Annotated in this window: 12 protein-coding genes; 6 read left to right on the top strand and 6 right to left on the bottom strand. The window is 51.7% G+C overall.

Features of this window, described 5'->3' with window-relative positions; genetic code table 11:
- Position 1: 1 nt before the first annotated feature.
- Both JYB63_RS03265 and JYB63_RS03260 read right to left on the bottom strand, forming a co-directional pair.
- Entirely contained in the window at positions 2-847 is an 846-nt protein-coding gene (locus tag JYB63_RS03265) for a substrate-binding periplasmic protein (RefSeq protein ID WP_205656373.1), read from the bottom strand.
- A 629-nt stretch (positions 848-1476) separates the two neighbouring features.
- Positions 1477-5100, bottom strand: coding sequence for an EAL domain-containing protein (locus JYB63_RS03260; protein ID WP_205656372.1), 3624 nt, complete (start codon positions 5098-5100; stop codon positions 1477-1479).
- A gap of 540 nt (positions 5101-5640) precedes the next feature.
- Here JYB63_RS03260 and JYB63_RS03255 point away from each other — a divergent pair.
- Positions 5641-8178 (top strand): EAL domain-containing protein, encoded by a 2538-nt coding sequence (locus tag JYB63_RS03255; protein WP_205656371.1) that lies wholly within the window; start codon positions 5641-5643, stop codon positions 8176-8178.
- A 59-nt stretch (positions 8179-8237) separates the two neighbouring features.
- Here the strand turns inward: JYB63_RS03255 and JYB63_RS03250 are convergent, their stop codons facing one another.
- Positions 8238-8633 carry a GFA family protein gene (locus tag JYB63_RS03250; RefSeq protein WP_205656370.1) on the bottom strand — a complete coding sequence of 132 codons (396 nt, stop codon included), beginning with the start codon at positions 8631-8633 and terminating at the stop codon, positions 8238-8240.
- Positions 8634-8788: 155 nt separating this feature from the next.
- On the opposite strand from JYB63_RS03250, the gene JYB63_RS03245 reads away from it, so the two are divergent.
- Both JYB63_RS03245 and JYB63_RS03240 read left to right on the top strand, forming a co-directional pair.
- Positions 8789-9673 (top strand): LysR substrate-binding domain-containing protein, encoded by an 885-nt coding sequence (locus JYB63_RS03245; RefSeq protein WP_205656369.1) that lies wholly within the window; start codon positions 8789-8791, stop codon positions 9671-9673.
- 84 nt (positions 9674-9757) lie between these two features.
- Positions 9758-10993 carry a M24 family metallopeptidase gene (locus JYB63_RS03240; protein WP_205656368.1) on the top strand — a complete coding sequence of 412 codons (1236 nt, stop codon included), beginning with the start codon at positions 9758-9760 and terminating at the stop codon, positions 10991-10993.
- 8 nt (positions 10994-11001) lie between these two features.
- On the opposite strand, the gene JYB63_RS03235 is transcribed toward JYB63_RS03240, so the two are convergent.
- Both JYB63_RS03235 and JYB63_RS03230 read right to left on the bottom strand, forming a co-directional pair.
- On the bottom strand, positions 11002-12111 hold the full coding sequence (locus JYB63_RS03235; protein WP_205656367.1) for a mandelate racemase/muconate lactonizing enzyme family protein: 1110 nt from the start codon (positions 12109-12111) through the stop codon (positions 11002-11004).
- 35 nt (positions 12112-12146) lie between these two features.
- The gene (locus JYB63_RS03230; RefSeq protein ID WP_205656366.1) at positions 12147-13259 is read right to left on the bottom strand and encodes an alcohol dehydrogenase family protein; all 1113 of its coding nucleotides are present in this window, start codon (positions 13257-13259) and stop codon (positions 12147-12149) included.
- 144 nt (positions 13260-13403) lie between these two features.
- Here JYB63_RS03230 and JYB63_RS03225 point away from each other — a divergent pair, with 144 nt between their 5' ends.
- Positions 13404-14279: a LysR family transcriptional regulator gene (locus JYB63_RS03225; protein ID WP_205656365.1), complete on the top strand. Its 876-nt coding sequence runs from the start codon at positions 13404-13406 to the stop codon at positions 14277-14279.
- On the opposite strand, the gene JYB63_RS03220 is transcribed toward JYB63_RS03225, so the two are convergent.
- A complete protein-coding gene (locus JYB63_RS03220) occupies positions 14276-15691 on the bottom strand; it encodes a sigma-54 interaction domain-containing protein (RefSeq protein ID WP_207758284.1) in 1416 nt (471 codons plus the stop codon). The two genes, JYB63_RS03225 and JYB63_RS03220, sit on opposite strands and share 4 nt — an antisense overlap.
- 276 nt (positions 15692-15967) lie before the next feature.
- On the opposite strand from JYB63_RS03220, the gene JYB63_RS03215 reads away from it, so the two are divergent.
- Positions 15968-16744: a 3-hydroxybutyrate dehydrogenase gene (locus JYB63_RS03215; protein ID WP_205656364.1), complete on the top strand. Its 777-nt coding sequence runs from the start codon at positions 15968-15970 to the stop codon at positions 16742-16744.
- A gap of 79 nt (positions 16745-16823) precedes the next feature.
- Positions 16824-17891, top strand: coding sequence for a TRAP transporter substrate-binding protein (locus tag JYB63_RS03210; protein ID WP_205656363.1), 1068 nt, complete (start codon positions 16824-16826; stop codon positions 17889-17891).
- Positions 17892-17978: the final 87 nt, after the last annotated feature.

The raw sequence follows: 17978 nt of genomic DNA, 5'->3' as shown, positions 1-17978 counted from the left end.
GTCATTGCGGATTATTGTCACCGTGTAGTTCATTAATGAACTGCTTCACTATTTTGTCCAATTCACCGCTGCGGCGCATTTCATAAATTTCCGTGTCCAGTGATTTTATAAAGGCTTCCTTGAACGGAAACAGACCCTTATCAGTATCTGTATAGCCCAGAAACGCCTGTTCACGGGTGACAGTTGGGCCGGGTAAGATCCTCGCGTTTACCCCTCCCTGCCAGTATTCACCGCTTTTTTTCAGCATCTCTATTTCAATGATGATCGACAGCTGATCATTCATATAACAGTCTGCTCTTTTCTTTCTCACGGTAAGCACGCCTTCACGGTTCCCCCGCACCTCCATCACTTCTATTTCACCGGCGGTTACCGCATTCCAGAACTGCTCACCGCCCAGATGAAAACCTGAATTCAGTGCAATCAGCAGGCCTTTGTAATCCGTTGGCCAGTCGGGCCGTGCCCGTGTTTGCAGAATGTCCTGGTGGCAGTACACCACAACGGTTTCATCCCCCAGGGGTAAAGAATACGGCCAGATGTAGGGACGTTTTTTGACATGAAAATACGGTGGGTAGAGTGCGAAGCCAGTGCCTTTTTCCAGCAGCATCAGCCCCCGCTTCCATGGAACAGGCATCAGCCTGACCCGGTAATCAGGCATGCGGCTGAATGCCGTGCTCAGAATACGGGTATACAGCCCCTTAAGGATATTATTCTCAACGTAGGAATATGGAGGATAGCTGTCGTCGGCATATATGGTTACTTCCACCGGCTGTGTGGGTGTGTCGGCAAATGCCGGCAGCCAGGCCAGGCTTAATATCAGGCACAGGATAAACTGCTGCACACGGTGCATTATCACCTTCCTTGCTTCTTTGTGAGAAGCTTATGGCGTACGCATGGTGTCTGGTTTTCCAGGGTCTGAGAAAACCGCTTAAGCGCTGCCTTCCGAAATCACTCTGTTATCTGAGTATAGGCAATGTATCGGGATGGTTTGTCATTGACACAAAGCTTGGCAGTTTATGGAGGGACTGGCTGTGGCTGTGTATGAGCGGAGTACAGAGTAGTTTTCACCGTGAAAAGGCATAAAAAAAGCCCCGTCTGCGGGGCTAAAAGATACTCTTAAAGAGTATGCTTGGCTGGATTCTAACGCTGATAGGAAGGGATATTGTGTTTGTCGCACATACGCTGATAATCAGGGCTCTGATAAAAACCAGATGCAATCAGTTTGTCATGCAGTTTATGCTCCACAGATTGCAGATGGTCTGATTTAAAATCTGTTCTGTGTAGCGCCCGCCTGACGAGCTCCATAACTTCCGGTGATAGTGTCATAGTAAATCTCCTTTTTACTGAACCACTGTTTCAGCGCACGGGGAAAATGTGCTGCTGAAATAAGATTAGCTCATGTATTCTGTCTGACAGCAGTATTGCGGATATTTTTCAAATAACCGTGCCCATTTTGTGTTTATCTTCGTCTAAATGTGTCTAACGCTCGGAATGTGAGTTGCTTTGCAGAAGATCTCTGAGGCAGCCGAACATAATATCTACCTGGGTATTGAGTTCGGGCAGTTGTTCCCGGGCAGCATCATTCTCCCCGCGGTTAAACCGGTCGCAGACAGACTGTCCCATACTGTGAATGTCTTCATGGAGGTTAAGCAGGTTACTGAAACTGGGGTGTTCTGCATAACTTAGCTTGCCCTCTCCTTTCAGCCATTCGCCAAAGCGGCAGTTAAGCAGATGCGGCGCCGGGTCATTTATTGCAGCGGTATCCAGATATTTTTCGATCTGGGTTACCCAGGCTTTATGTTCAACTGCTGAGAACAGCAGTGAGAAATCATCATGGTTAATCCGGCGCTGGTTTTGCCACTCGGCAGGTACTGTCCATTGGGCGTGCCATTCAGAAAGTTCAGCGGCCGGCATCGGCCGGGCGATCATGTTCCCCTGAGCAAGTTCGCAGCCCAGCTGGATCAGCAAGGTACCATGGTCTGTTTGTTCCACTCCTTCTGCCACCACCGTCCGGCGGAAAGCGTTGGACATGCCCATAATGCCTTCCAGAATCGCCAGGTCATCCGGGTCTTGCAACATATCGCGGACAAAGCTGCGGTCGATTTTTAATACCGCTGCCGGCAGATGTTTCAGGTATTTAAGTGAAGAGTAGCCAGTGCCGAAATCATCGAGGGCAAAACTGATACCGATATTCTGACACTGACGCATTACGTCTGAAACCTGCTCAATATCTTCAAGGGCCGAGGTTTCAAGGATCTCCAGTTCAATGTCGGTCGGTGAAATATGCGGATGAGCATCAATCATGGATTGCAGATTCGTTACAAACTGACTCTGCTGTAATTCCAGCGCCGTGATGTTAATGCTCATGTGAATATCAAGCCCGGCTTCTTTCCAGCCGGCAAGCTGACTCAGCGCGGTACGCAGTACCCACTGGCCGATGCTGATACACAGAGGATGATCTTCAAGTGCTGGTAGGAAATCCCCCGGGAGCAGCAGCCCTTGCTCTGGATGCTGCCAGCGAATCAGGGCTTCCACACCATTTAGCTCGCCGGATTTCATATTAATCCTTGGCTGGTAATACAGTTCAAATTCGTTGTTGCTCAGGGCCTGACGGATACGCTCAAGGCTCTGACGCTGACCACGGATACTGTCTTCCCGGTGCGGATCAAAGAAGTGAATACGGTTTTTACCCGCCAGTTTGGCCTGATACATGGCCTGATCTGCCTGACGGATCAGTTGGTCGGCTTCTACACCGTTATGTTGCGGGTAAAAGGTTACCCCAAGGCTGGATGATACTTTCAGCGTCAGCTCGTCCACTTCAATGGGTTGTGTGGTGGTCTGCTGTAACCGCTTGAGGAGCGGCATGGCATCGTGATCCCGGTCCATATTCAGCAGCACTGCTACAAACTCATCGCCTCCCAGGCGGGCGATGGTATCGCCTTCACGGAGAATCAGGCGGAAGCGCTTACCCAGTGCCATCAGTACCTTGTCGCCGGTTTCATGGCCATACTGGTCGTTAACTTCTTTAAAACCGTCCAGATCAAGATATACAACGGCCAGAGTTTCACCACGGCGGCGTTCCTGACCCATAGCCTGTTGCAAACGGTCAGAGAGCAGATCCCTGTTGGGCAGGCCGGTAAGCTTATCGTGGTAGGCAGCGTGCTCCAGCTCGGCCTGGTGCCGCTTAAAATCAGTGATATCTTTACACACCCCTATCCACTTATAGGGTTTATCCCTGTCGTCCAGTAACGGCAACGCATGATCGCTCCAGTAGCGGTAGCCACCGTCCTGATGCAGAATCCGGTATTCATATTTCAGCGGCTGGGACAAAGTCTGGTAACCATCACGCATTTCGCTGACAGCTCCCTGATCATCCGGATGTATCAGACTCATCCACTGGTCGGGACGGTTCAGTTCGATGCTCTCCGGGTAGCCCAGAATGCTGTTGATATCGCCAAACCAGATTAGCTGGCCGCTGCTGAGATGGCGTTCGTAGATCAGATCATAGGCAGCCTGTCCGGCAATCATAAAGCGCTGCTCACTTTCTCTCAGGGCTTTTTCGATATCTTTCAGCCGGGATATATCTACTGAGATGCCACACAGGGCATAAATGCTGCCGTCATCCCGTTTAAGTGGCAGTTTGGTGGACTGAAATGTGGTTGTCTGACCGGTTTCAGGAACTGTATTGGTTTCTTCTTCCTGGATGGTTTCACCATGGATCAGCACCCGGGCATCATTCTGGCGGATATTCTGGCTGGTTTGCGCATCGAAAAAACGCTCATCCGGCGAGCCGATAATATCTTCCATGGCGGCACGCCACAGCTCCCGTACTGCTTTGTTGGCAAACAGATACCGCCCTTCGGTATCTTTCAGGTAGATATAGGCATCAACATTATCAAGGATGGTACGCAGCTTATATTCGCTTTCAATCACCTGCTCCTGCGCGCTGACAATGTCAGAAATATCCTGTGCAATCACTAGCAGCCGGTGCTCACCACCGGGAGCGGTAATGGCTTTTTTAATTACCCGGTAATGATGATGCTGCCGGTCAAGCTGTAAAAGAATACGGGCTTCACTGCGGCTGTCGCTGTTGGGCAATTCCCGGGCAAAGTATTCGGCCAGAGGCCTGGGGGCGCTGAAGTCACTCTCAGGGCGTCCGATAAAGTCCTCGGGGGTTGTGCGATAAAGTTTTGCAGCCGCCTGATTTCCCAGCAGGATGTGGTTATCACTGTCTTTGAGCAGCACGGCATCAGGAATTTCGTTCACCACGGATTGCAGCAGCATTTCACGTTCATGCAGTGAGCGCAGGGATTCACTCAGTTGTTGCCGGGCGTTTTCGGCTTTTTGTCTGGCACGGTTCAGTGAGTTCAGGCTGAATACAATAAAGATAAATATGGCCAGAATGATAAGTATCAGGGTTATGAAGCCCAGACTTATCATACTCAGCCCTGTAGGTTCAGTTGCCCATTCCCCCCGGGCAGCGGCAGTGAGCTGCCAGCTTCCGATGGGCAACTGAATGTCTGCAAGAACGGCATCTTCGGTAAACAGTTCAGGATTACCGTGAAATACCTCCCCCCTTTCTCCCAGGCTGTCTTTCCCACGGATAGCGATTTCAACCGGCATCGGGTCATACAGCCCGCTGATACGGAATAACTGTTCTTTATCGATAACGCTGCTGACCACGCCCCAAAAGTAGTCCGGGCGATAATCATTTCGCAGGTAAATGGGAAAGCGGGCAATGAAAGCGGATCCACCCTGAACCAGGTCTACAGGGCCAGCCAGGACAACCTTACGGGTTTGCCTGGCAAGGTCAGCGGTACGGAACTGGGCAGGAATGTTGCGGTAATCAAGTCCGATTGCCTGCTCATTACCTTTCACGGGATACATCAGTTTAATTTTCATGCCCGGGGCAGCAGCTATATTGCGCAGGACGCTGTCTTCCTTAAACAGGGTTTCCGCTATTTTCTCAAATTGTTGCTGCGTCATCGTCGGATTAACGGAAATGCTGGCAACCAGCCCTTTGGATAATTGCAGATCACTGGCCAGGTTGTGTTCCAGCCTGTCGCGGATTTTGAGCAGATGTTTAAGGGTCTGCTCGCGCACTTCGTTTTCGTGCTGGAGGGTATAAATGGCTTCCGCTTTGGACCAGCTATACAGTGTGACGACGACAATAAGCAGTGCAAAACAGGCAATAACTAACCTGATCCGCCCGCTGGCCGATTTGGCAGTAACCGATTCCTTTCGGTGTAAAGACGTGCCTGAAGTTTTGATAGGATCTACCTACTGAGTCGTATAAACCTTTATCATCCGCTGCTGTTAATCTGTCCCTGTGGTCTTGTAAAGATAGCTTGTTTTGTTTGAATTTGTTAACAAAAACACCACTATTGGATAATTGCACTGAAAGCTCTTTCTGTGCAGTAAACCACGATCGTACGATGCATTGGCGGTAAAATATGCGGCGCTGATCAATTACTTCGCCCGATATGGGTAATCTTCTTAATATTCACTTCTGTGTTTGAATATTAATATGGGTTTGAGAATGAAAAAGCCTCTCAAATCAAACAAAAATTGACCTGAATCTAAACTGAAGAATCCGGCTTTCAGTACACTCTGTCGCTTTCCAGCAACAGAAAATGGATTACTGTGTCTTTTTCAACGTTTACCCCCTCTTCTGCCCGTTCAGACAAACTCGTCAGGGATGCGGCGCAGTGCCAGGTTTTAACCTGTACGCCGGATATCAGTCTTAAAACAGCCACTGCGATGATGCAGGCCGAAAACTGCAGTTCCATTGTGATTGTTGCTGATCAGATTCCGGTAGGCATCTGGACAGAGGCAGATGCATTACGGGTGGATTTTACGGATACCGCTTCGCTTAACCGGCCAGTGTCTGCGTTTATGAGCACGTCACTGTATACCATTGATATGCAAACAACGCTGGACGATGCCGCCCTGGAGTTTCGCCGGCAGAATATCCGTCACCTGATCGTGACGACTGAAAACGGTGAGCTGCAGGGAATGCTGTCCCAGACGGATGTGGTTATGCATCAGAACGCTGAGTTTTTCCTCAGCATGACAGAGATAGATTCCCTGCTGCCGGTAAGGCATACGGTCACACTGGACCAGCAACAGATGTTCAGTGAAGCAGTGGCCCTGATGCGTGAGCACGGACAGGATGCCCTGGTTGTTACCGCCCGGGGTGAACCTGTGGGCATGCTGACCCAACGGGATCTGGTGCGTCTGATCGGTGAAGGTTACCGTGATCTTCCCCTGGCTGATGTGATGAGCACACCGCTGATCAGTGTGCCTCGCTCGATGAGTTTGCTGGCCACCCGTTCTCTGATGCAGAAACGCTGTATCCGCCATATTGGCGTAAATGATGATGCCGGAAAGTTCGCCGGGCTGATTTCTTTCGGCGATATTCTCAATAATATCGAGCAGACTTACGTTCGCCGCCTGCGCGCTGCACTGGCGAATCAATCCGCGGACCTGCAGGATGCCGCTCAGCAGCTGCACATGGCCCATACACTCATAGAGGCTTCCATGGACGGCATCATGGTGACTAATGATGACGGCATTATCGAGTCGATCAACCCGGCCTTCAGTATTCTTACCGGCTATTCAGAGTCGGAAGCACTTGGTCAGAAGGCAAGCCTGATCAGTTCCGGCAAGCATGATGCTGAGTTTTATCAGCAGATGTGGCATTACATTAATACCCAGGGCCAGTGGAAAGGTGAAATCTGGAACCGTCGTAAGAACGGCGAGGTATATCTGGAATGGCTGACCATTACCCGCATTCTGGAACCAAACAGTGGCCGTTCTCTGTATGCCGGTATTTTCAGTGACATTACCGAGCGTAAAAAGTCCGAGCAGATCATTGAAAACCTGGCTTATTATGATGCGCTGACCAAGCTGCCTAACCGACAATTGCTGTTTGACCGCCTGGATGTGGCGCTGGCCGGCGCACACCGTGACAGTTGTAACCTCGCTCTGTTGTTTATCGATCTGGATCACTTCAAGCGTATCAACGATACCCTGGGGCATACCATTGGCGATAAAGTCCTGATAGAAACCGCAGACAGGCTGAAGAATATTATCCGTGAAGGCGATACCCTTGCCCGTATCGGCGGCGATGAACTGATTTTGATGCTCACAGAAGTATCCGATGCGGACACTGTTGGCCGTGCGGTGCAGCGCATTTCAGAATGTCTGCAGCAGCCGGTGATTGTTGAGGATAATGAACTTTATGTCTCGGCCAGTATTGGCTGCGCAATTTATCCGGAAGATGGCGAAGACCGGGAAACTCTGCTTAAAAACGCCGATATAGCCATGTACCGCGCAAAACAGACTGGCCGCAATACGTTTCACTTCTACTCTTCAAAAATGGATGAGCTGTCTCATCTGCACCTTAAAATGGAAAGCCGCTTGAGAGGCGCGCTGGCCAATAATGAGTTGTTTTTGGAGTATCAGCCCAAACGGGCGCTGGACAGTGAGCGGATCGTCGGCGTAGAAGCCCTGCTTCGCTGGCAGGACAAAGAGCTGGGCCGGGTACCGCCGGATCAGTTTATACCCCTGGCAGAAGATCTGGGGCTGATTAATGAAATTGGCAGCTGGGTACTGGATCAGGCTGCACAGCAGTGTCAGCGCTGGCAGGCTCAGGGCATTGAAGATCTGCATGTATCAGTGAATGTTTCTGCGCTGCAGTTCAAGCAGCAGGCGGTGATTGGCCAGGTGGAAAAAGCCCTGAAGCACAGTCATTTGCAACCCAGCTTGCTGGACATAGAAATTACCGAAAGCTGCCTGTTGGAAGATCTCAAGTCTGTGAGCAGAAGCTTGCGGCATTTACGCAATCTGGGTTTAAGTATTTCGCTGGATGATTTCGGCACCGGCTTTTCCAGCCTCAGCATGCTGACACAGTTGCAGGTCGATTTTCTGAAGATCGACCGGAGTTTTATGCAGGGAATTCCGGGGGATCCGGACAGCGAGATGCTGGTCTCAACAATCATCCTGATGGCCAAAAACCTTGGCTTTAAAGTGGTTGCTGAAGGTGTTGAAACCGCTGAGCAGATGGCGTTTCTGAAAGATAAAGATTGTGATCAGATTCAGGGGTACTACTTCAGCAAACCGGTGAGTCCTGAACGTATCTTGGAAATGATGCTTCCGGTTCCGGCTGTTCAGGAATAATCACATGCGATTAAGGCCTGCTAATGTGCAGGCCTGCTTTCCTTCCGCAGAGCCCGCTTTCAGTTAAGCTGGCTTTGTTCCACCTGCTGTACTTCAGGCAGGCTGTAGTAGTCCCCTTTTGACTCACAGTGAATCTGGCTTTCAAGCACCAGACCGGTAGGCAGATCCAGTCCGCCTGCGAAAATGCTCACATAATCTTTGCCAAACCGCCGCCAGAAAAGGTTACTGCCACAGGTACCGCAGAAGCCTCTTTCTGCAGTCTCTGAAGAGGTAAACCATTTCAGGCTCTCACCGATAATGACAAGGTCAGCAGCCTGACACTGACTGGCCATCACATATGAGCCGCTGGTTTTCTGGCACTGCCGGCAATGGCAGGCAACTACCGGGCGGAGTGCCCCTCTAATCTCATAACTCACTTCACCACACAGGCAACTGCCCCGATGTTGTTCAGGCATTCGCTTAACTCCTCTGGGATAATTTTACGGGACAGCCTAGGTGATCCGGGTAACAGGGACAAACGACAATCTATGTCTCTATAGTTAAGTTATGCTTTTCTGTAAGAAGGCGCTCCTGTACGCTTTTGGTTCTCAGATCCCAACAGGTTTCGAACATGTCATCATTACCTCCCGTTGAGCAGCTGCGTTTTTTTGATGCCGCAGCCAGACGTCTCAGTTTTCAGAAAGCTGCGGATGAGCTTTGTGTCAGCCCTGCGGCGGTGAGTCAGAGAATCCGTGCCCTTGAGTCACTGCTGAATACCGAACTGTTTGTACGGCATACCCGCAGGGTGAGCCTGACCGAAGCGGGTGAAATGCTGGCCACCAAAACCCATCAGGCTTTTACGTTGCTGAACGAAGGCATTGCAGATATTAAACAGTTACAGGCCCGCTCTGTTTTTACCATCAGTACCACAACTACCTTTGCCGAACAGTTTCTGATGAGTCACATTGACCGGTTTCAGAATGCCTTTCCGGGTGTCGATACCCGGATACTTGTCTCAAACCATCTGGTGGACTTTCGCCAGGATCAGGTGGATGTCGCGGTGCGTCAGGGGCTCGGACGGTATCCGGGCTGTACCGCCCTACCTCTGGGGGCTGACCGGTATATTGCGGTTGCCAGCCCTGCGCTGACGGCTGATTTTTCCCGGGGAGAACCTGTCACGTTCATAACAGTGGACTGGCCCGCCCGTATAAAAGACTTCCCCCGCTGGAATGACTGGTTTGAATTACAAGGCATGACTTCTCCAGCCTGTGGGCGTCAGTTAAGCCTGCCTACCGAGGCGCTGGCAGTCCGGGCGGCGCTGAACGGTCAGGGAATTGCACTAATTCATACCGTGCATATACGTGAGGAACTGAGCGCCGGCGCACTGGTCCCCCTGCTCGGCGATACTCAGCAGCTTCTGGCGTCCCCCTATCGCTATTATCTTGTCTGGCCTGAGGGCACTGCCAATCCGATGGCTGAAGCGTTCAGTCACTGGCTGGCAGGCCAGCTTAACTGATCGAAAACTCCGATGGCTGCTGTGGGAAATTCCGTTTGTTGCCTCATGACCGGTTGCTGATACTGAACATGACCGGCAAGCAGTATGGCTGGTTCTGCAATCAGCACCAACGGAGACTACCCAGTGGAAGAGAATCTGGTTTTATCATCAATACCTGACAAACAACTCGCAGAAATGCACAGCTACCGGCTGGAAAGAATACGTCAGCAAATGCGTCTGCAAGACGTCAGTCTTTGTGTGCTGGCAAGCCCTGTGAGCCTGAGGTATGCGGTCAACTTTGTTGAATATCAGATGTTTCAGGCACATATTCCCACCGCGTATCTGTTCATTCCCCTTGAAGGACCGGTCACCCTGTTTGGTGCCAGCCAGCGGCATTACAGCCTGGTGGATGACTATTGCCCTTCCCGCTTTGTAACCCCGTTTGATGGCGGCGTAGATCTGACCGAAAACTGCCGCCAACTGGTGGCGGATATCGGTGTATTCATGGATAAGCACCGACTCTGTGACGGCGTGCTGGCACTGGAGCGGCTTTCACCGCTGATTTCCCAGCAGCTGGTGCATGAAGGGTTTCAGCTGGCAGATGCTGAATGTCTGGTGGAACAGGCGCGGATGATTAAACACCCTGTCGAGCTGGCCTGTATTGAGCAGTCCGTGGCAGTTGCCGAGTACGGCATTGCTCAGATGCAGCAGGCGTTGCGGCCGGGTATTACCGAGAACCAGCTCTGGTCGGTGCTGCATCAGGTGAATATTGCCCACGGCGGCGACTGGATTGAAGGCAAGATGCTGGCGTCCGGCCCCCGTACCAATCCCTGGTTGCAGGAAGCCACTAACCGGGTGATTCAGTCTGGCGAACTGGTGGCCTTTGATACGGATATGATCGGCCCCCACGGCTACCTGGCAGACATTTCTCGCACCTGGCTGTGCGGCGACTTGCCACCAAGTACTGAGCAGAAAGACGCCTACCGCCATGCCTGGGAAGAAATTCAGTACAACACTGAGTTGATTCGCCCCGGTGTCGGCTTTAATGAGCTGGCTGAACTGGCGTTTGCCCGGCAACAACAATACCGGGCACGTCGCTATGTCTGTGCATTTCATGGTGCGGGCCTGTCTGATGAGTACCCTAAGATCTATTACCCTGAAGACAGCCGGCATAACACTTATGATGATGTACTTCAGGAAAACATGGTGATGTGCGTAGAAAGTTATTCCGGCGCGGATAACGGCTGTGAAGGGGTTAAACTTGAACAGATGGTACGGGTAACGAAAGATGGCTGCGAAACCATCAGCCGTTACCCGTTTGAGGAGGTTTTACTCAGCTGAGTGGCCTGTCAGAGACTGAGAGACATCGCCGGCGTACCCAGCAGTGCGCTGTCAGGTATGACACCTAATCCTGCTCCTGCCGGCACTTTCAGCACACCGTTATTTATCACCACAGGGTTCTGACTATCGTAGTGCCCGTCAATATACGGGGCTGCAATCCAGCTGCCGGCAAACAGGTTGCCTGTCACCGTTGCACCAAGGTGCACGCAGCTAGCGGCAACCAGATCACCGCCCCAGCTGTCATCACAGGTCATGGGTAAGCCGGCAACCGCACAGATTTCTCGGGCGGTACGCATCTGGCTGATGCCCCCTATTCTGCTCTGTTTCATACCGAAGCCTTCAGCAGCGTTATCACGGACGGCGCGTAACAGGGCGTTCAGGTCGTCGATGACTTCATCCAGCCACAGCGGATGGTGCAGTTTCCCCCGGAGGTGCAGGCACTGTTCATAGGTCTGACACGGCTGCTCAAATATAAAGGGGATGTCACGGCAGGCTGCAGAAAGCTGTATAGCATCATTAACGTTCAGCCCACGGTTGGCATCAACCGCCAGTGCAGTGCCGGCCGTCAGTACTTCAGCTACCTTTTTAACGCAGGCGATATCTTCTTCCAGTGCGCGGCCACCCACTTTAAGCTGCAACCGGCAGTAACCTTCTGCCTGCTTCTTAACAGCGACGTTGGCAGCGTCTTCCGGGCTGCTCAGGCCGATGGCATAGTATGACGGAATGGTTTCCCGTACTGCGCCGCCCAGCAAATCACAGACCCTGCTGTTGTAAGCCTTGCCGCTGATATCCCAGCAGGCCATGTCGATGGCAGACTTAGCATACAGGCTGCCGCACAGGGCCTGATGCATACGGTGGTTTATCCGTTCCGTATGCAGTGGATTTTCACCCAGCAAATGGGGCGCGATCTCACCGATAGCGGCCCGTGCCCCGGCAGCATGCTGAGGCTGATAAGCGGGCCCCAGCGGACACACCTCTCCCCAGCCTTGCAGGCCTGTGTCTGTGGTGATGCGAACCAGGGTTGTATCCAGCTCAGTGAGGGTTTGCAGTGCCATTTTATAGGCAGGTCCCTGAATGGGCAGATCCTTTTGCCAGACATCGATTTGACGGATTTTCATATGTTCACTCCTGAATAACCGGATGCTCTGTCAGTTCAGCTGTCACGCTGGGGCAGTAATACCAGTTTGCCGGTAAAGCCTTTATCCAGGAATGCCTGCTGTGCTTCAACAATGGACTCCAGCGGATAGCGTTTGGCCACCAGAGGTTTTAGCTCGCCCTTTTCGATATAAGACACCAGATTTTCGAACACATGGCGGGGCTGGTAGGTGCAGCCGAAGAATGTCAGATCCTTGAGGTACAGGCTGCGTACATCCAGCTCAACCAGCGGCCCTGCAATTGCACCTGCTACCGCGTAACGGCCCCCCGGACGGAGAATATCCAGTAATTCAGGCCACTGATCACCGGCTACCAGATCCACCACGGCATCGAGGCTGTCTTTGCCGAGGACTTTGATCAGGTTGTCGCCCCGGTTAATGACTACTTCGGCCCCCAGCGCAAGCAGCTCATCTGCTTTAGCCGGGCTGCACACGGCAATAATCCGTGCACCACGACGTTTGGCCAGTTGCACGGCTGCAGATCCCACACCACCGGAAGCACCGGTGATCAGCACCCTTTCGCCGCTGCTCAGATTCATCCGGTCCAGCATGTTCTCTGCGGTTGAGTAAGCACAGGGAAAGGATGCCAGCTCAGCATCGGTCATAGAGCTTTTTACAGAGAAAGCTTCCCGGGACTGGGAAAGCGTATATTCCGCATAACCGCCGTCACATTCGGAGCCGTAGGTAAAGCATTCAAACGGGTTGTCGCTTCCCGGCGGTTGCTGCAGGTTGCGCACCAGAACACGCTCACCTATGCGTTCCGGTGAGACGCCTTCACCGACAGCAACGATTTCACCACAAACATCGCAGCCCTGAATCCGTGGCAGTTGCAGCGGAATACCGGACCATGAGGCATCGTCATCATTAATCTCATCAAACCCTTCACTGCCGCCGGCATTGGTATCACCGCTGACGGCTTTTGAATACCAGCCGATACGGGTGTTGATGTCGGTATTGTTAATCGCACTTGCCCCGACTTTTATCAGCACTTCCCCGGCCGCCGGTGCGGGTACAGGCACGTCCGTACGGTAACTGAGCTGATCAAAGCCACCGTGACCGGTTAACAGCACAGCAGCCATTGTTTGAGGTAATTCAGACTTGTTGCCAGACATCGGATTCTCCGCAAAGTTTTTATAATGAGTTCTTATGATTAGTTTTAACGCTTAGGTTGATAGTCAGCTTAAAAAACAGCTGTTATTCAGGCAAACAAATAATTTAGAATCTGTGATTCAGAAAAACTAAATAACGGTCCTGTTATGCTTCCTCTGCTTGATCTTGATTTGTTACGCACCTTTGCTGCTGTTGTACAGACCGGCGAGTTTAAAAAAGCCGCCGAAACCGTGCACCGTTCCCATGCCGCCGTCAGCATGCAAATCAAACGCCTTGAGGAACAGCTGGGCTGCCAGTTGATGCAACGGAATAATCAGGGAATCCGGCTGACGGAATCCGGTGAGATCCTGATGGGCTACTGCGAACAGTTCCTTAAGCTTAATGCAGCAACCTTCGGTGCGTTGGCGGAAACGCCGCTGGCCGGTAAGGTCCGTTTCGGTATTCCCACGGATTATGCCCAGGATTTTCTGCAGGACTTTCTGCCGGTACTGGCGGCTGAAATGCCTAATCTTGATGCCCGGATCGTCTGTGACCGCAGCCGCAACCTGCGCCAGATGCTGGCCGCAGGACAACTGGATATCGCCATTGTCGCCGGTGAAGAACAATACCGGGATGAACAGCTGATCTGGACGGAACGGTTACAGTGGTGTGGTTCATACGGGCATCAGTGCACGGAATCAAAGCCCCTGCCATTTGCCCTGCTGGAAGAAAACTGCATTGTCAGGGATCTGGCACTGCAACAGTTGCAGGCCTGTCAGATTCCCTATGAGCGGGTGTTCAGCAGTACCGTGCTGGAAAACATCGCTGCGGCGGTGGCTGCCGGCTTTGCAGTGTCTTTACTGCCGGAATCTTCGGTACGCTCTTCGACCGTTAAACCCCTTGACGACCCGCGGCTGGATAATAATCAGGTGCTGAAAATGAATATGATCTGCTCCTCGGCTATCGACCCGCGGATCAGCCAGCGACTGACAGAACGGCTAAGGGAAGCGGCCAGCCGGATTCTCAGTAAAACTGATGGTTAATTAGTTGCGCCGCTACCGAGGCCGAGTTTGTCCATTTTTGTATACAGGGTTGCCCTGGAAATCCCCAGTTGTCGGGCGGCATTGGCTTTATGGCCACGGTGATAGTTCAGGGCACTGATGATGGCCTGACGTTCGGCATCGGCAATGCTTTGTGCAAGAGGCCTGGGGACTTCGGCAACCGGCACCGGTACAGTTTCAGCGGGCAACTGCTTACTGGGTGGCAACACTGAGCTGAGAAATTCTGCTTCTATCACGGTATCGGTATGCATCACACAGGTACGTTCAAGCACATTGCGCAGCTCCCTGACGTTCCCTACCCAGCTCTGATGACGGAGCAGCTGCAGGGCAGCAAAACTCAGCTGTTTGGCGGGTATACCCAGGTTCAGGCAAATGTCATCAATGATGCTTTCACACAGTGACTCAATGTCTTCCAGCCGTTCCCTTAAGGGCGGTAGCTCGATCGGCATGGCATTCAGGCGATAATACAGGTCGGCCCGAAACTCCCCCTGCTCTACCATAGCGGCCAGATCCCGGCTGGTTGCTGCAATTACCCGTATGTCGATGGTCTGAATGTCATTGGACCCCAGAGCTGAAAATTCTTTTTCTTGCAGAACCCGCAATAGCTTGGCCTGAACGTTCAGAGGCATATCCCCGATTTCATCCAGAAACAGGCTGCCACCGTCTGCCAGTGCCAGTTTACCTTTCCGGCCGGCCTTGCTTGCACCCGTATAAGCACCGGCGACACTGCCGAAGAACTCCGCTTCGATCAGGTCATTCGGAATAGCCGCTACGTTTATGCTGACAAAAGGCGCGCTGCTGCGAGGTGATAAGTCATGTAATGCCCGGGCAAAGAGTTCTTTACCGGTGCCGGTTTCCCCGGTGAGCAATACAGATATATCAAACCGGGCGGCCTGGCGTACCTGCTTTTTTACATGGCCCATCACCGGGCTGTTACCGATAACACGGGACAGCCCGTAGCGGGGTCTGTCACTGTTTAGCTTGTCTTTTGCAGCCTGAAGTTCATCCTGTAACTTATTGTATTTATTGATTAATGGGTTGATGCTGTCGGTAGCAACAAAGCCAAACGCACCAATGATTTTATCGTTGTCGTCTTTCAGAGGGATAACGCTGATCACTACCCACTGGTCACTGATATACAGCAAATCCAGAAACACTGGCTGGCCGCTTTCTATCACAGAAGGCAACCGGCTGGTTGGGATAATCTCGCTGATATGCTTTCCGAGGGGTGACTCCTTCAGCCTGAGAAAATCAAAGTAGGCTTCACTGATCCAGACAATTACGCCCCGGGCATCGGTCGAAATGGAGTGCTGATAAAAGCTGTCGAATGACTGGCTGAGAAATGCCATCGCCCGCTTTTTGTGTGATGCCTGTTGTATGTCATCCCAAATCATAATTGTCAGCCCTGTGATTATTCTGTCTAGAATAATAAACACATATGTCTGAAAAGTCAGACAGTAAGTGTCTTGTTTTTCAGACATAAAACGCCTCTTTCCTGAGTCAAAAACTAATCCCTAACTAGAGTCTATTATAAATCAATGACTTATAGATCTGGCATAGAGACTGCAATAAAGACGTTAATAAAATTCGCGCTGAGGCTCAGCCCTCATGACCGGAAAACAGGCGGCTGTCTGCCGGTCACGCGCACAGAATAATAACGGAGACTCTCTATGCAGACGCGAACGGCCCTGGTAACCGGCTCAAGCAGCGGTATTGGTCTGGCATGCGCCCACCGGCTTGCAGCCAGCGGTATGAATATCATGCTTCACGGCCTTGAAGATGAAGCCTTTGGCCAGCAACTGTGCGAACAGTTCGCCCGGTACCCTGTTAAATGTGCTTATCATCCGGCAGATTTAAGTGACGTCAGCCAGCTGGAATCTCTGATAACAGCAACACTTGAGCATTTTGATACGCTGGATGTACTGGTAAACAATGCCGGAATCCAGTACACCGCCCCCACTGAGCAGTTCCCACCGGAAAAATGGGATCAGATCATTGCCATCAACCTGTCTGCCGCCTTTCATACCACGCGCCTGTGCCTGCCGCACTTTCAGCAGAAGGGTTTTGGCCGCATCGTCAATATTGCTTCCGTTCATGGCCTGGTAGCGTCCATTAATAAAGCCGCTTACTGCGCTGCCAAACATGGCCTGGTGGGCTTTACCAAGGTAGTTGCACTGGAAAACGCCGCCGCAGGCATTACGGCTAACTGTATTTGCCCTGGCTGGGTTGATACCCCTTTGCTTAATGATCAGATCGCAGCGATTGCCACTGAGAAAAACCGTTCTGCTGAACAGGCTAAGCATGATCTGGTGGTCGACAAACAAGCCTATCCGGATCTGATTAAACCGGATGCCATCGGCGACATGGTGGTATTTCTCTGCAGTGACTCTGCCCGTGGCATTAACGGTGCAGCCCTGCCGATCGACGGTGCCTGGAGCGCCCAGTAAGCCATTTTCTTCAGTTCAAGTGGAAATACGTTATACCCGGAATTTTTTAACGACATCATCTGATAAACAAGGAACCATCATGAAAAAAATAAAATCGATGTTCGCTGTATCACTGTTAACCGCCGCAATGGCTGCCGGCAGCACTGCTGCATCTGCCGCAGATAAAGTCCTGCTGAAAACGCCGATTGCATTCGGTTCTCACCTGCCTGCACTGGGTACACCTATTAAGTGGGTTTCGGAACAGCTTAAACTGATGAGTGATGGCTCAATTAAGATGAAAATCTATGAGCCGGGTAAACTGGTTGCTCCTAAAGAAATTCTCGATGCCGTATCTTCCGGTAAGGTGAATTCCGGCTACGCAACCGCCGGTTACTGGCAGGGTAAAATGCCTGCTGCAGCTCTCTTCTCGGCGGTGCCTTTTGGCCCGGAAGCCGGTGAATACATGGCCTGGCTGTACTACGGTAATGGCTTGAAACTGTATCAGGAAATGTATGACACCAACGGCTACAACGTAAAAGTCATTCCGTGTGCGATTATTTCGCCGGAAACCTCAGGCTGGTTCAGCAAAGAAATTAACAGCCCTGAAGACCTGAACGGTCTGAACATGCGTTTCTTCGGCCTGGGTGCTTCCGTGATGGAGAAACTGGGTGTATCTACGTCTCAGCTGCCGGGCGGTGAAATCTTCGGGGCACTTGAGAAAGGTGCGATTGATGCTTCTGAGTTCTCTCAGCCAGCCATCGACCAGCGTCTGGGCTTCCACAAGATCGTGAAGTACAACTACTTCCCTGGCTGGCACCAGCAGGCGACCATCTTTGAGTTGCTGGTGAACAAAGATGCCTGGGGCAAGCTGTCTGCCGGTCAGCAGGCCATTGTCGAAAATGCCTGTAAAGCCTCTATGACCAACGCCATTGCTGAAGGTGAATCCATGCAGTTTGAGGTGATGGCCAAAGCTCAGGAAAACGGTGTAAACATCCGTTACTGGAGCGATGACATGTTGAATACCTTCAATGAGAAATGGCTGGAAGTGGTGGCTGACAAAACCGCTGCGGACCCATTCTTCACTAAGGTCTGGGATGATCTGAGTACCTTCCGTAAAGGATACGATCTGTGGGAAGCAAACGCTTTCTTGCCACGCAAGACAAATTAGCCCCATACTGACTGAGTATCGTACAGTGCTTCAGCCCCGGCTGTTGCACTGTTTTTGTGCGATATCAGAACGGACATTCGACAATAA

Origin of the sequence: Aliamphritea spongicola (assembly GCF_017051665.1) — a bacterium.
Taxonomy (GTDB): domain Bacteria; phylum Pseudomonadota; class Gammaproteobacteria; order Pseudomonadales; family Balneatricaceae; genus Amphritea; species Amphritea spongicola.
This window is presented reverse-complemented; position numbering and strand designations above follow the sequence as displayed.